The 14,792-nt window shown below is 64.2% G+C and carries 16 protein-coding genes; 7 read left to right on the top strand and 9 right to left on the bottom strand.

Annotated features, from left to right (window positions below; genetic code table 11):
- The first annotated feature begins 4 nt into the window (after positions 1–4).
- From PYR64_RS13805 to PYR64_RS13780, 6 genes are all read left to right on the top strand, one after another.
- Complete coding sequence (locus tag PYR64_RS13805; protein ID WP_275775735.1) at positions 5–922, top strand: DUF2797 domain-containing protein; 918 nt, start codon at positions 5–7, stop codon at positions 920–922.
- 95 nt (positions 923–1,017) lie between these two features.
- Entirely contained in the window at positions 1,018–1,242 is a 225-nt protein-coding gene (locus PYR64_RS13800) for a DUF3188 domain-containing protein (protein WP_018776734.1), read from the top strand.
- Positions 1,243–1,296: 54 nt separating this feature from the next.
- Positions 1,297–1,746, top strand: coding sequence for a MaoC family dehydratase N-terminal domain-containing protein (locus PYR64_RS13795; RefSeq protein ID WP_018776733.1), 450 nt, complete (start codon positions 1,297–1,299; stop codon positions 1,744–1,746).
- 2 nt (positions 1,747–1,748) lie between these two features.
- Positions 1,749–2,186 (top strand): MaoC family dehydratase, encoded by a 438-nt coding sequence (locus PYR64_RS13790; RefSeq protein ID WP_018776732.1) that lies wholly within the window; start codon positions 1,749–1,751, stop codon positions 2,184–2,186.
- Positions 2,183–3,529, top strand: coding sequence for an MFS transporter (locus PYR64_RS13785; RefSeq protein WP_275775732.1), 1,347 nt, complete (start codon positions 2,183–2,185; stop codon positions 3,527–3,529). Before PYR64_RS13790 ends, PYR64_RS13785 begins: the two co-directional genes overlap by 4 nt.
- 9 nt (positions 3,530–3,538) lie before the next feature.
- Positions 3,539–4,606: a UDP-N-acetylmuramate dehydrogenase gene (locus PYR64_RS13780; protein WP_189075267.1), complete on the top strand. Its 1,068-nt coding sequence runs from the start codon at positions 3,539–3,541 to the stop codon at positions 4,604–4,606.
- Positions 4,607–4,693: 87 nt separating this feature from the next.
- Here PYR64_RS13780 and PYR64_RS13775 read toward each other — a convergent pair whose 3' ends face one another.
- The gene (locus PYR64_RS13775; protein WP_018776729.1) at positions 4,694–5,173 is read right to left on the bottom strand and encodes a hypothetical protein; all 480 of its coding nucleotides are present in this window, start codon (positions 5,171–5,173) and stop codon (positions 4,694–4,696) included.
- A gap of 85 nt (positions 5,174–5,258) precedes the next feature.
- Between PYR64_RS13775 and PYR64_RS13770 the strand changes: the two genes are divergently transcribed.
- Positions 5,259–6,380, top strand: coding sequence for a winged helix DNA-binding domain-containing protein (locus PYR64_RS13770; protein WP_275775729.1), 1,122 nt, complete (start codon positions 5,259–5,261; stop codon positions 6,378–6,380).
- Positions 6,381–6,474: 94 nt separating this feature from the next.
- Here PYR64_RS13770 and asd read toward each other — a convergent pair whose 3' ends face one another.
- From asd to PYR64_RS13730, 8 genes are all read right to left on the bottom strand, one after another.
- On the bottom strand, positions 6,475–7,617 hold the full coding sequence (gene asd / locus PYR64_RS13765) for an aspartate-semialdehyde dehydrogenase (protein ID WP_275775727.1): 1,143 nt from the start codon (positions 7,615–7,617) through the stop codon (positions 6,475–6,477).
- A 95-nt stretch (positions 7,618–7,712) separates the two neighbouring features.
- Positions 7,713–7,946, bottom strand: coding sequence for an NF038396 family protein (locus PYR64_RS13760; RefSeq protein WP_018776726.1), 234 nt, complete (start codon positions 7,944–7,946; stop codon positions 7,713–7,715).
- Positions 7,947–7,948: 2 nt separating this feature from the next.
- Entirely contained in the window at positions 7,949–8,566 is a 618-nt protein-coding gene (locus PYR64_RS13755; RefSeq protein WP_275775725.1) for a dihydrofolate reductase, read from the bottom strand.
- Positions 8,563–9,324 (bottom strand): thymidylate synthase, encoded by a 762-nt coding sequence (locus tag PYR64_RS13750; protein WP_052247255.1) that lies wholly within the window; start codon positions 9,322–9,324, stop codon positions 8,563–8,565. Before PYR64_RS13750 ends, PYR64_RS13755 begins: the two co-directional genes overlap by 4 nt.
- A gap of 35 nt (positions 9,325–9,359) precedes the next feature.
- Positions 9,360–9,770 (bottom strand): GntR family transcriptional regulator, encoded by a 411-nt coding sequence (locus PYR64_RS13745; protein ID WP_064721582.1) that lies wholly within the window; start codon positions 9,768–9,770, stop codon positions 9,360–9,362.
- A complete protein-coding gene (locus PYR64_RS13740) occupies positions 9,767–11,410 on the bottom strand; it encodes a hypothetical protein (protein ID WP_275775723.1) in 1,644 nt (547 codons plus the stop codon). Before PYR64_RS13740 ends, PYR64_RS13745 begins: the two co-directional genes overlap by 4 nt.
- A 76-nt stretch (positions 11,411–11,486) precedes the next feature.
- Positions 11,487–12,455 carry an NUDIX hydrolase gene (locus PYR64_RS13735; RefSeq protein WP_039242427.1) on the bottom strand — a complete coding sequence of 323 codons (969 nt, stop codon included), beginning with the start codon at positions 12,453–12,455 and terminating at the stop codon, positions 11,487–11,489.
- Positions 12,456–12,462: 7 nt separating this feature from the next.
- Positions 12,463–14,712, bottom strand: coding sequence for an RNA degradosome polyphosphate kinase (locus PYR64_RS13730; protein ID WP_275775720.1), 2,250 nt, complete (start codon positions 14,710–14,712; stop codon positions 12,463–12,465).
- Between the last annotated feature and the right edge of the window lie 80 nt (positions 14,713–14,792).

Here is a 14,792-nt window from a genome sequence, read left to right as displayed (position 1 = left end):
AGATATGCTCGTCCACGGAGTCGTTTGGGACTCGTCCTCTGCGGCGTTGCGGCTTTGGTCGCCGGAGTCGGAGTTCACTGATGTTGCGTTGGCCCGGGGCTCAGCCTTGGGCCTGCGCGTTTCCCCCGGTTTGTGGTGCCTGGGCCACAGCAAAGTCCACGGCCCGGGTGAGCGCACGCACGTTCCCTGCCCCAGCGGCTCTCCTGCCGAACGGGGCCAGCAATGCGGGAGCTGCTTCGCCCGCGATGATTCCCGGCTGATGCACGACTTCCACCGGGGCGGCTCCGTTCCCACGGGCCTCCGCGCGTACCTGATGCAACCGCATTGGCTCTACGTGGCTACCTTCGCGAACGGGGCTACCAAAATCGGTACCGCGTCGGCGCCGCGCAAATGGAACAGGCTCGCGGAGCAGGGAGCGGTTCACGCTTCCTACGTGGCCCATGCCGAAGATGGCCGTGTTGTCCGGGTCCTGGAGGACCTTGTGACCCGCGAGCTCGGCCTCGTGCAGCAGGTCCGTTCCGCTGCCAAGGTGGCCGGACTCGTGGAGCCGCGCGACGCCGTCGAGCTTTCAGCCGTGAACCGGCAGCACGCCGGGCGCGTGCGCAGCTTGCTGGGCGGGCTGGCCATGACCGGTTTTGCCGTTGTGGAGGAAGAGTGGGACAGGCCCGCCCTGGCCGACACCCTCTGCACTGTCCGTCCCGGCGGCGTGCGTCACCGCTACCCGGCAACGTTCGACGACGGCGGGCACGGTCTGCGGATCCACTCACTGTCCGGATCTATCGCCTTGGCGGGCCTGCCGGACGCTGCAGGCAACGAGGTCGAGGGCAGCTTCGTTGCCGACCTGGGCGCCTTGAAGGGCCGCAAGATCGAATTCGGTCCGCACACGACCGAGATCCCGGCCTTGCAGGACTCGCTCTTCTGACCTTCCGTTGCGGCGAGGGGCGACATCCCGACCCTAAAAAGGGCTTCTTTCCCTTGAAAGCCAACCCCTCGCACCCACCCCGCTAGACTTGGACGGTGCTTGAACAATTCTGGGCCACCGCCTCCACCTCCTACAAAGCGCTGGTTTTCAGCGCCATGGGGCTGATCGCTGTGGGACTCATCCTGTCCATTGTTGGGAACACCACAGGGAACCAGGCGCTGGCCATGGCCTCTTTGCCCGTGATCGGTGTCGGCTTGATCCTGCACGTCACCGGAATGGTGGTCCGGGGCCAGAAGATCCGCAAGAGCTACAAGAAGTAGCGTGCCCGCGGTTTTCACGCTGCCCGGGAAGCCGCCGCCCGATAGGGTTGGACCATGAGTATCAATCCGGACCTGCAGGGCCGCAGCTACCCTGCCGCAGAGGTTTACGACGTCGGCCGTGAAAAAATCCGCGAGTTCGCCAAGGCCGTGAAGGCCACCAATCCGGCGCACTTCGATGTTGAGGCAGCAAAGGCCCTGGGCCACAGCGACCTCGTGGCACCGCCAACGTTCGCCATTATTGTCGCCCAACGTGCCGATGCCCAACTGGTTGAGGATCCCGAATCGGGCATCGACTTCTCCCGGGTGGTCCACGCCGACCAGCGGTTCACGCACCACCGCGCGATCGTTGCCGGCGACCGTCTGGTAGCCGAGCTGCATGTCGACGGCGTCCGGGCCATGGGTGGGGGAGCGATGATCACCACACGCTCCGAAATCTCCACGGAAGCCGGCGAGAAGGTCGCCACCACCACCTCGTCCATTTTGGTCCGCGGAGAGGGACAGTAACCATGAGCCACACATTCGAAGAACTCAGCGTTGGCCAGGAGATCGGCACGCGGAGCATTCCCGTCACCCGCCAGGACCTGGTGAAGTACGCAGGAGCGTCGGGGGACTTCAATCCCATCCACTGGAACGAAGCCTTCGCTACCTCCGTGGAACTCCCGGGCGTCATCGCCCACGGCATGTTCACTATGGGCGCCGCAGTCCAGTTGGTGAGCGACTGGGCCGGCGACCCTGCCGCCGTCGTCGATTACCAGACTCGCTTCACCAAGCCCGTCCTGGTCGCCGACACAACCGGCACGGATGAGGCCGGCGCTGTCATTGACGTCACCGGCGTGGTGGGAGCGCTCGACGCCGATGCCCGCACCGCCCGCATCGACCTCACCGTGGTAGCGGCCGGACAGAAAGTCCTCATGAAGTCGCAGGCGGTTGTGAAGGTCTCTTGAACCAACAGAACACCACCCCACACGGCAGCAAACCGAGCGCCACTGCGACTGCGATGTTGCGGTGGCGCGCCGCTGTTCTGGCGTCCTATGCTGCCAGCGGGGTGGCCTTCGCTACCTGGGTGTCCCGGCTGCCGGCCATCCGGGACGGCCTGGACCTGACTCCGGGCGGCATCGGGCTGCTGCTGATGTGCATGACGGTGGCGTCCTTCATCTCGATTTCAGCCTCGGGCCTCATCGTGCTTCGGCTCGGTCCCAAGCTCACCACGAGAATCGGCAGCTGCATGGTGGGGGCGGGGCTGGTTGTGGTCGGCATCGGGACCTCGCTTGCCGCCAATCCGTTAGTGGTTGCCGCAGGACTGGTGGTCCTCGGCCTGGGTACGGCAAGTTGGAATACTGCGTCCAATGTCGAGGGTGCGGCGCTTGAACGCGAACTTGAACGGCACATCATGCCGCACCTGCACGGCGCGTTCAGCCTGGGAACCGTGGCTGCGGCGGGCTTCGGGGCCTGGGCAGCTGCCGTGCACATGCCGGTGTTCTGGCACTTCCTGATTTCCGGCTTCGTGGTGACGGCCTCGGTGGTGACTGCCGGCTTCTGGTTCCGCTCGGAAAAGACCGCCCAAGCCACCTCTAAATTCAGCCCCCACGAGACCGATACCTTCCGGGACCCCTCCACGGGCCCGCTGCCTGTTATTACTCCAACGCCGGCCGGCCAAGAGGGCGGCAAGGCAACCGCACCGCTGGACAACAAACGGCTTGTGGCCCTCGCATGGCGTGACCGCCGGACGCTGCTGATCGGAGTCCTTGTCCTTGGCCTGGCTTTGGCTGAGGGTGCGGCGGGTGACTGGGTGGCTCTGGCACTGGCAGACGGGCACGGCCAAAGCGACGCAGCGGGCGCCGTAGGTTACGGGGTGTTCGTGACGTTCATGACCATCGGCCGCTTCACGGGGACGGTCATCCTCGACCGGTTCGGGCGGGTGCTGGTGATGCGCTGGTGCTCGGCCACCGCCGTCGTGGGTCTTGCGCTTTTCGTGTTTTCGCCGGTTCCGTGGCTTGCGTTCGTTGCGCTGGCGGTGTGGGGACTGGGCGCTTCGTTGGGCTTCCCCGTCGGAATGTCTGCTGCCGCCGATGATCCCGTTCATGCCGCCGCCCGTGTCTCCGTAGTGTCAACCATCGGCTACGGGGCGTTCCTGTGCGGTCCTCCGCTCCTTGGATTGCTGGCAGAGCACTTCGGCATCCTCCATTCGCTGCTGGCCCCTCTGGCGCTGTTGGTGGTCAGTTTCTTCCTGGCACCCCTGGCGGGCAAGCAAAAGGCCTCGTCGGTGGAGCCGGCCGATGCCCGTTAGGCTTGATTGGTGACCCAGATGCTTCTTTCAGACTTGACCACAGCAGCCGTCGGCGGCCCCGCAGGGAACTACATTGAAGCCCGCACCGAAGCCGAAATCATCGACGCCGTCCGCTCGGCAGACGCCGCGGGAGAGAAACTCCTGATCATTGGCGGCGGGTCCAATCTGCTGATCTCCGACGACGGTTTCCCCGGCACCGTGGTAAAAATCGCTTCCGAGGGCTTTACCGTGAACTCCGAGGACAGCTGCGGCGGTGTCTCCGTGGTGGTACAGGCGGGCCACAACTGGGATGCGCTGGTGGAATATTCCGTGCTGCACGCGTGGTCAGGCTTGGAGGCGTTGTCCGGCATCCCGGGTGCCACGGGCGCCACCCCGGTGCAGAACGTTGGCGCGTACGGCGCGGACGTGTCACAAACCATTGCCGCGGTCCGGACGTGGGACCGGGAGCGCAACGCTGTCCAGACCTTCACCAATTCCGAGCTGAAGTTCGGCTACCGTGACTCAATCCTGAAGCAAACCACTGTTGAGGGATCGCCGCGCTACGTGGTCCTGACCGTGGAGTTCCAGCTGCCGTTGGGCCGGATGAGCGCCCCGGTCCGCTACGCGGAATTGGCCCGGGCGCTGGGCGTAGAGGCAGGCAAGCGTGCCTACTCGAACGACGTCCGCCGGGAAGTCCTGCGGCTCCGGGGATCCAAGGGCATGGTCCTGGACGCGTCCGATCGCGACACCTACTCCACGGGTTCCTTCTTCACCAACCCCATTGTCCCCGCCGACCAGGCGGCAGGGCTGCCGGAGAATGCCCCCAAGTATCCGGCCGGTTCAGACGGCCTGGTGAAACTCTCCGCTGCGTGGCTGATCGACCAGGCCGGATTCGGCAAGGGCTTCGGGCTGGAGGAGACCAGCGTTTCCGGGGGGAGGGCTTCCCTGTCCACCAAGCACACCCTGGCCATCACCAACCGAGGCTCGGCCTCCACGGAGGATATGCTCGCCATCGCGCGCGAGGTGAGGGCTGGCGTCGTCGAACGCTTCGGCATTGAACTGCACCCGGAGCCGCTGCTGATCGGCGCCAGCCTCTAATCCCCTCGCGTGTTCCCGCGAGGGGCAAGCTTTCGGGTGTATAGGGCGTGGCTTAGGGTTGAGATCCCGCCCCTCGGCGCGTGTGGGCTAGCGTGTGCGGCGTTCGGCGATTGGCAGCACCTTGTTGAGCAGCAGGAACGTGAGTCCGCAGCTGACCGATCCCAACAGGAAGATCTGGCTGAACGCGATGCTTTGCGGCGACGGGCCGCTGGGCATGAACACGCCGGCCGTGGCGAATCCCACCAAGCCGAGCAGCAGCACGATCGCTCCGAGGAGGAAGCTGCGGACCTGCGCTGCGGCGGCGGGGTAGTACCAGGGTTCCGGGGCGTCGTCGTGGCGATCCGCAAGGGGCTGGCTGGCCGCTGCCGTTCCGATCAGCAGCGCCGCCGCAGCGGTTGCCACCAAGCTCACGGTCTGGATGGCTTGCATGGAGGGGGAGAGGCTTACTCCCGTTCCCACCGCCACGATCAGCCCGGAGCCAAGTCCCACGAGCGTGCAGAACCAGCCGGCGGTTGCCAGCCACCGGCTCAATGGCCGCACAAACGGAGCGAGATCACCAAAAAGCATGAATTCATCCTAGGAGCCGCTGCTGGGTGACGGCTGGGAGGCGCGGCAAGGTTCCCTGTACTTGCCGGTCCTTTTAGGATGAAGCATGCCTGCACCCCTCACCCCGCGCGTCCTGGGCCGCTTGCGGCTCGCTGCCCAAGGCCTGTTGGGTAACGGCCTTCCGACCGTCCCCGCTGCCGTCCGTTGGATGACCGCCCTGCAGGCACAGGACCTTGGCGCTGCGCTGTGGGCGGTGGGGCAGCGGGTTCCCGGTATTGCGGCATCCGACGTCCGTGCGGCCCTCGACGCCGGGACGGTGGTGCGTTCGTGGCCGATGCGCGGCACGTTGCATCTGCTGGCACCAGAGGACCTCCGTTGGATCCTGGGCATCACCAGTGGCCGCTTGATGAACATGGTGGCCGGGCGCCACCGGGAACTTGCCATCACGCCCGACGACATAGCCCACTGCCGGGACATCGCCTTCACAACTTTCGACACGCTCAAGGCCGAAGGCGCGCCGGGCGCAAGCCGCGAGCAGCTTTTCCTTGCGTTCGAGGAGGCCGGCCAGCTCACCAAAGCCCAACGCGGCATCCACCTGCTCGGCAGCCTCTGCCAGCGTGCATGGCTGGTTCAGGGGCCCATGGCGGTGTCCAACGGCAAGGTGGGCGTGCAGCAGCTGTTTGTGCCTTTCGATGAATGGATCCACCAGTCACGGGAGCTGGACAGGGAGGAAGGCATCGCTGAGTTGCTCTTCCGCTATCTGAGGAGTCGCGGGCCGGCCACCATCAAGGATTTCTCGTGGTGGAGCCAGATTCCCTTGAAGGAGGCGCGGGCTGCCCTAGATACAGTCCGGGACGGCCTGGTTGAGCTGGAGTCCGGCGGCACCAGCTACTGGCTCTCGCCGGAGTCAGCTGCAATGCTCGACGACGGCGTCCCCGGCTCGCGCTCGTTGCTGGCTCTTCCCGGGTTCGACGAATACCTGCTCGGCTACCAGGACCGGAGCCTGGTCCTTGCCCCTGAATTCGCGGAGTTGGTGGTCCCGGGAAAGAACGGCGTGTTCAAGCGGATCATCGTCTCCGGGGGTGAAGTGATCGGGACTTGGGCGAGGACGGCGAGTGGCAAGACCATCGGAGTCGAGCCTGAGCCGTTCGCGGGGACGTTGGGGCCGGCGGCGGAACGGTCGTTCCAGGCACAGGGCCGGGCCTACCTGAAGTTCATGGCCGGCTGACCCGTTTCTGCGGGCGACGGCAGAACGTCGAAACCCGCTGTTCCGTTGCGGGAAAGCAGCGGAACAGCGGGTTTCGAACGAGAGGCGGAGAAGCCTAGAGCTTGCCCGTCACAATGTTGAGCATGCGGCGCAGGGGCTCGGCTGCGCCCCACAGGAGCTGATCGCCCACGGTGAAGGCGCTGATGTATTCCGGACCCATTTCGAGCTTGCGGATACGGCCCACGGGGATGTCCAGCGTGCCTGATGCCGCAACCGGGGTCAGGTCTGCCATGGAGGCTTCCTTGGTGTTCGGAACAACCTTGGCCCACTCGTTGTCCTTGGCCAGGAGGTTTTCGATCTCCGTCACAGACAGGTCTTCGCGCAGCTTCAGCGTGAGGGCCTGGGAGTGGGAACGCATGGCTCCGATGCGGATGCACAGGCCGTCCATGGCGATGTGGTCTTTGCCCGCGGTTCCGGTTCCGGTGCCGAGGATCTTGTTGGTCTCGACGCCGGCCTTCCACTCTTCCTTGGACTGGCCGTTGCCGAGGTCGGCGTCGATCCAGGGAATCAGCGAGCCCGCGAGCGGAACGCCGAACTGCGTGGCGTCAACCCCGGTGCGCTGGGTGGCAAGCACTTTGCGGTCGATCTCCAGGATGGCCGATGCCGGGTCGTCCAGTTCGCTGCTGACCTCGTTGTTGAGGGTGCCGAACTGGTTGAGGAGTTCGCGCATATGGCGCGCGCCACCGCCTGAAGCGGCCTGGTACGTCATGGACGTGCCCCACTCCACGAGGTTGTTCTTGAACAGGCCGCCGAGGCCCATGAGCATGCAGGAGACCGTACAGTTTCCGCCGATGAAGTCCTTCACGCCGCCGGAGAGTCCGGCGTCGATGACGTCGCGGTTGATGGGGTCCAGCACGATGATCGAGTCATCGTTCATGCGCAGGGTGGAGGCAGCATCGATCCAGAGGCCGTCCCAGCCGCGGCTACGGAGTTCGCCATGGACCTGCTTGGTGTAGTCGCCGCCCTGCGCGGTGACAATAATCGGCAGCTTGGCAAGCGTCTCAATATCGAACGCGTCCTCGAGCTTGCCTGCCCCCTCTGCAAAGGACGGGGCGGCACCTCCTGCGTTCGAGGTGGAGAATAATACCGGGTTGATGTTGGCGAAGTCGTTCTCTTCCTGCATGCGCTGCATCAGGACTGAGCCGACCATGCCACGCCAACCGACCAGTCCAACGGACGGATTAGCTGCTGTAGTCATTCACCAAGTCTAAACTTTCGAAGCAAAGTGCCGCTGTTGGTTACGTCACGCACGCGAAGCACGACGCCGGCACCCGCCACAGTGATGCTGCTGACTCAGTCGCGGGGAGCCGGCAGTGCGTCCGACTCCTGCAGCAGGGCGGCCTTGCGCTTGCGCAGGGCAAAGAAAGCACCGAAGGTGAACACCTGCGTCACGACCACCAGGACGATGATTCCAACGATCTTGTTGCCGCCCAGGATCATGGTCAGGCCAACAATGGCTGAGAGCAGGGCGAAGAGCGGCAGCAGCATGTAGCCCAGTACGAACAGGGTTTCGGGTTTTTTCAGCATGCTTAGTCTTCCTGGCTTTTCTGGTTTGCGTTCCGGCGCCATGTAGTGAACCGGTAGTTGGTGCCGTTCTTGGCGGTGAGCCACCCTTCGGCGGGCGCCATGGTGTCAAAGGTCCAGTCATCGCCGAGTTCGGGCGCGTAGGTGTCACCCTCCACATCGGTGTCGATGATGGTGATGACCGCCAGGTTGGCGATACCCATGGACTGGCGGTAGATGTCGCCACCGCCGACAATCCACACCTTCTGGCCTCCGGGTGCAAACTGGGATTCCAGCAGTGCCTCGTCCAGGGAGGAAACCACGACGGCGCCCTGGGCCTCGGGCGTGGATGCCCACTTTTCGTTGCGGGTCACCACGATGTTGGTGCGGCCCGGGAGGGGACGGTATTTTTCCGGGAATGATTCCCAGGTCCGCCGGCCCATGATGACGGGGTGCCCGGTGGTGATCCGGCTGAAGTGCTTCATGTCTTCAGGCAGGTGCCACGGCATGGTCCCGTCCTTGCCGATGACGCCGGACTTGGTCTGCGCCCAAATCATGCCGATGCCGGTCATTCTGGCAGCGGTTTCCTGCGTGAAGATGACGCCGGGAAGCTGGGCCGGATCCTCGGAGGAAGGAGCGCTCATACCGCGATCGGTGCCTTGATGGTGGGGTGGTGGCGGTAGCCGACCACCTCGAAGTCGTCAACGGTGTAGTCGAAGATGGAGTCCGGCTTGCGGAGGATCTTCAGCTGCGGGTACTCGTACGGTTCACGGCTCAGCTGCTCCGCGACCTGCTCCACATGGTTGTCGTAGACGTGGACGTCGCCCCCGGTCCACACGAATTCGCCGGGTTCGAGGCCAAGCTGCTGGGCCACCATGAGCGTCAGGAGCGCGTAGGAGGCGATGTTGAAGGGGACACCCAGGAAAGTGTCGGCCGAGCGCTGGTACAACTGGCAGGAGAGCTTGCCGTCGGCAACGTAAAACTGGAAGAACGCGTGGCACGGCGGCAGCGCCATGTCCTTGAGTTCGGAAACATTCCATGCGGAGACGATGTGGCGCCGGGAGTCCGGGTTCGCGGCGAGGCTCTTCATCACTTCGGAGATCTGGTCGATGTGGCCGCCGTCGGGGGTGGGCCAGCTGCGCCACTGCACGCCGTAGACGGGGCCGAGTTCGCCGTCCGCGTCCGCCCACTCGTCCCAGATGGTCACTCCCTGGTCCTGCATCCACTTCACATTCGAATCCCCGCGCAGGAACCACAGCAGTTCCACGGCCACGGACTTGAAATGGACCCGCTTGGTGGTGATGAGAGGGAAGCTCCCGGCGAGATCGAACCTCAGCTGGCGGCCGAAAACGCTGCGCGTTCCGGTGCCGGTGCGGTCCGATTTGTGTGTGCCGTTGGCCATGACGTCGCGCAGGAGGTCTTCATACGGGGTGGGAATCACGGTTCAAGCTTACTTGTACCGTGCCCATTAACCGCCAGCCGTCCACGAAGAAGATCAATGAGCGTTGCGTCACCCACACCCGCGTCGCGGGCGGCCAGGATCAAGCCGTCGACGGCGGCGATCACCGCAGCGTCTCCGCCCGCCACACGGTGCGGCGCCCGAGGCGGCCCGACGACGACAGTGCCGTTCCGGCGTCGTGATTCGATGACGCCGGACAGCTCAAGTTCCTTGTAGGCACGCGCCACCGTCCCTGCGGCGATGCCGAGGTCCGCGGCCAGGCTGCGCACTGTTGGCAGGCGGTTTCCAGGTTCCAGGACCCCGACGGCGATCAGGGAGCTGAGCTGCCGGCGGATCTGTTCGTAGGGCGGAACCGGATCTGCGAGGTCGATGGAGATTCCGGCGGTCATGGCGTCGGCTGGTTCTGCTTGGGTTCGGTGCCCCTGGGAATCGCCCGGAAAAGGCTCCGGACAGGCGTAACCGCGACGACGACGGCAATGACTGCTACAACGACTCCTGTCATGTACACAGGACTCGGTCCCAGCTGATTGAAAGCCGGGAACAATGTTCCCCATGCTTCGGCGTTGCCAAGCATCATCACCGCTGAATGTGCCAGAAGGAATGCTGCCAGGGTTCGGACAATCCGGTACATCGAAATGGCGCGCAGTGCGGCATCAAGCCCTCTCTCGTCCCCCACTTCAGGAAGACCTCGACGACGGCGCGTGGCCAGGATCGCGGCAGCGCCCATCAGTCCGACCCCCATCGTGAGAAAGAGGTTGGCGGGCCAGGCGGGTGGGCCGACCAGGAGTGATTGGCCTGTACCTGTAAGGACGAGCGTTACCGCAAAGACCGTGGCCGAAACAATGCTGAAGGTGAGCAACCCCTTGGACACCGGCTGCCGCGGCCAACCGAGGGGCACCTCCGGGTGGCCATAGTTGCGGGCGATCAGTAACTCGCCTGCGGCAATGGTGAGCAGGACCAGGACGGCAGACACGGTGACGACAATCGCCGGGGCAAGGGAGCGCTGGCCTTCTACCGGAATGAAACCGAACCAGAACACCAGTGTCACAAGCGGCAAGACGGCAGCGACTCCCAGGACCGCTCCGAGGGAAACGCTGAGTTTTGCTGCGCCGTGGGTGCGGGGATCGGCGCGGAGAGCAGTGCCGCTGATGGCTTTCGCCGATGCCTGAAGCGAAGGAAGGACCGGCACCTTCCACCACCACATGACCAGCAGCACAGCCATGTTGACAAGACCCAAAACGTTGAACCACGACGATTGCCACGTTGCCCCAGGCGTCGGGAGGGCGGCAAAATTTCCCGCGATGCTGGCGAGGCCTGCGGCGATGGTGGCAACGGTCCGCAGCAGCCTGTTGGCTGCAATGGCTCGAAGCGTGCGGTTGTCGTCACTGCTTAGCGTCTCCAGTTGGCGCCGTCGTGCGATGAGTACCAGGACGAGCCAGGTCCCTGCAACCAAAACCACTAAGGCGCCACCAAGCCACCCGGCAAGTTCCGAACCCGCGATCCTTCCATCCTGGCCCTGGCCTGTGTAGACCGTCGTTCCTATTGATGATGGGGGAGCGGGGACGGGAAGCACCGGAGCGTGAGCGGGCAGGGCTGCAATCGAGACTATGGCGGTACCGGCATAGGCAACGATCACGACTGTTGTCCAGGCGAGTTTCGCCGGGAGGAAATCGCGGATCCTGCGGACGGTGAGTTCAGCGTACCTGTGCGGGGATTTGGGGGCCGGGTAGCTCCACTGACCCAAGGCATGGACCACCAAGGACGCGGCGATCGGCCAAGCCAGGGCCGCCAGGAGGTCTTCCGAGGTGAAGGGCGCATTTGATGAGGTCGGACTGGCCCGGATCACACCCGCGCTCATGGCTCCTTGCAGGGAGCTGGCCATCCAGCCAATGATGCCGACCCACAGGCCGTGTGATGCCACAGAGGTGGCGTCGGGCTTGGACCACACTTGTACCCGCAGGAACAGGTACACCAAGACGGCGCCCACGACGGGCCCCACCAAAAGCAACGGCGGCACATCAAAGGACACGGTAAAGACCCCCAAGTCTTAGAAACAATGTGTCAAGTATTTGATACAAAGACTTGGGAGTCAACCGTGCCGGTACCTAGTCGTCGAAAGGCTTGACCTGCTCCACGGAAACTATCTTCCGCTCGGATCCCCGCGCCACCTGGCACACGATGACCTCACCCGGCGAAAGAAAGGGATCCGCGGAGGGGAGGACTGCGCGCAGGTTTTGGGGCATGTGCTGCCCCAGTTGCTTCAGTGCGGTAGGCAGGGCGGGCCTGTGCGTGCAAACGGCTATGGGCAGTTGCTTGTCGAACAAGGCCTCGATGGCTGCAGCCGTCTTTTTCGGAGAACGCTGATGGTGGTGCTCGGTGAGCGCCTCCACCAACTTGACCTTCGCCCCCGACGCTTTCGCATAGGGCGCTATGGTTGCCACGCAGCGGGTCCATGGACTGGTCACCAGGCGCTGCGGTTTCCAGACGTCAAGAAGCCGCTGCACCGCAATGGCCTGCCGCTGGCCAGTGGCCGCCAAGGGACGGTCACCCTCGGCCTTGGTCCAGGACGATCGCGGCTTGGCTTTTGCATGACGGATCAGGATCAAAGGCCACGTGTCGAGTTCACCCCGGACGTGTGCCTTCTCCAGATATTCCAAGGGCTTCACGTCCGTGGGATTGCTGAGGAATGACGCCGCCCGGTCAGGGCTGCACCACATCACGCTGTCCACTTCCTTGCCATCGGGACGGAGCGGTTCACCGTTGACTTTGGCGGCCCAATACTGGACCACCTTGAGGCCCGCCGACACGTGATAGTGGATGGCCGGGAGGGGAATCCCCAGCGGTGCCCGCAGGCCAATCTCTTCCCACACTTCACGGGCAGCGCATTCCGGAACCGTTTCGCCGGCGTCGAGCTTTCCCTTGGGCCATGACCAATCGTCATAGCGGGGCCGGTGGATCAACAGAACCTCCAAGGCACCCTTGTTGAGGCGCCACGGGATGGCGCCGGCAGCGACGACGGCTACCGGCTCGCCGGGGTGGTCTGTCTGGTCCTCCACGGGGGTATCGCTGTTCAAATCTTCCTTACCTCCGTGCCGACGCACGCTGGCGCGAACGCGACTCCAACAGCCAGGACTGCATGTCCAGCAACGGCTTGCCATCGGCATCCAGGTGGTGCCTGGTCCAGTGCCCTTGGTTATCCAAGTGCCAGCTGGCCGTTCCGTCGTCAACATAGCGGCGCATCAGATCCATGACCGTGGTGATGTCCTCCTTGCTGGACAGCTGCACCAGGGCCTCCACGCGGCGGTCCAGGTTGCGGTGCATCATATCGGCGGAACCGATGTACACCACGGGATCGCCGCCGTTGCCAAAGGCGAACACCCGCGAGTGTTCAAGGAAGCGGCCAAGGATGGACCTGACCGTGATGTTCTCGCTGAGGCCGGGAACACCGGGGCGGAGGGAGCAAATGCCACGAACCACGACGACCACCTTCACGCCCGCCTGGGACGCGCGGTACAGGGCGTCGATGATGGCTTCGTCAACCATGGAATTGACCTTGATCTGCACCAGGCCGGGAATGCCGGCACGGGCGTTGCGGATTTCAGTTTCAATCCGCTCCACCAGGCCGGCCCGGACGGAGCGCGGTGCCACCAGCAGCCTCTTGAAGGTGGACTTCGGCGCATAGCCGGACAGCTGGTTGAAGAGCTTGGAAAGGTCTTCGCCCACCTGCTCGTTGGCGGTCAGCAAACCGAGGTCTTCGTAGTAGCGGGCCGTGCGCGGGTGGTAGTTGCCCGTGCCAATGTGGCAGTAGCGGCGGAGGCCATCCACTTCCTGGCGAACCACCAGGGACAGCTTGCAGTGGGTTTTCAGGCCGACGATGCCGTACACAACATGGACACCGGCCTGTTCCAGCTTGCGCGCCCAGGAAATGTTGGCTTGCTCATCGAAACGGGCCTTGATCTCCACCAGGGCCAGAACCTGCTTGCCAGCCTCCGCAGCGTCGATCAGCGCGTCCACGATCGGGGAGTCACCGGACGTCCGGTAAAGAGTCTGCTTGATGGCCTGGACCTTGGGATCCGCTGCGGCCTGTTCGAGGAACGCCTGGACCGAGGTGGAGAAGGAGTCGTAGGGGTGGTGCAACAGGATGTCCCTGCGGCGCATTGCCGCGAAGACATTCGCCGCCTTGGAGGTCTCGGACTCGTTGAGGTAGCGGGATGTGTGCGGGACGTGTTTCGGGTAGTGGAGATCGGCACGGTCGATGCCGCTGATCGCGGAGAGCCCCCGCAAGTCCAGCGGCGCGGGTACGGAGTACACCTCGGACTCCTCAACACCCAGTTCCCTAATGAGCAGGGCCTTGATGTTCGGGTTGATGTCCGTGGTGACTTCCAAACGCACGGGAGGGCCAAAACGGCGTCGCAGCAGTTCCTTCTCCAAAGCCTGCAGGAGGTTCTCGGCGTCGTCCTCTTCAACTTCCAGGTCCTCGTTGCGGGTCACCCGGAAGGTGTGGTGTTCCAGGACCTCCATGCCCGGGAAGAGCTTGTCCAAGTGGACAGCTATGACTTCTTCCAAAGCGATGAACCGGGCAACGCGGCCGGGAATGGCACCTGCGCGAGGCCCGTCCACGGAGATCAGGCGGGGCAACTGGTCCGGAACCTTGACGCGGGCGAAGAGCTCCTTGTCACTGATCGGGTTGCTGACGATCACGGCCAGGTTCAGGGAGAGGCCCGAAATGTACGGGAAGGGGTGGGCAGGATCCACGGCCAGGGGAGTCAGGATGGGGAAGACCTTCTCCTGGAACATGACGCTGATCCGCTGCCGGGCATCCTCGTCCAGCTCATGCCAATGCATGAGGTGGATGTGTTCGTAGGCCAGGGCCGGCCGGATTTGCTCGGCAAAAACGCGGGCGTGGCGTTCCTGCAGCTTGTGGGCCTCTTCACCGATCTGCTCCAGCACCTCGATGGGGCTGAGCCCCGCGGGGGAGGGGACAGCCAGTCCGGTGGCGATACGGCGCTTGAGGCCGGCCACGCGGACCATGAAGAACTCATCCAGGTTGGAAGCGAAGATCGAGAGGAAGTTGACGCGCTCCAGCAGGAACAGATCGGGATCCTCGGCAAGCTCCAGCACTCGGGAGTTGAAGGCAAGCCAGCTGAGCTCGCGGTCCAGGAAGCGGTCCGGGGAGATGTCGCCTTCGGGTTCCAGACTCGGCGCGAATTCGGGAATATCGATGCGGTCCTGGGTGGCCCGCGAGGCCGGCACTTCAGACGATCCGAAGCGCGGAGGCAGTGTCGCCCCCTTAGAGGTGGATCCGGCGATGCCGACGGGGTCCGGCTGCATGGGGCTCTCCTAAGCTCAGGACTGGGTTTCCTCCCACATTACAAGCAATCGCGGTGTCCGAATCCAATGAGCCGCCGCCT

The organism is Paenarthrobacter sp. Y-19 (genome assembly GCF_029223985.1).
In the GTDB taxonomy this organism is placed as follows: domain Bacteria; phylum Actinomycetota; class Actinomycetes; order Actinomycetales; family Micrococcaceae; genus Arthrobacter; species Arthrobacter nicotinovorans.
Note: the sequence above shows the minus strand (reverse complement) of the source record. Positions and strands in the feature narration are given on the sequence as shown.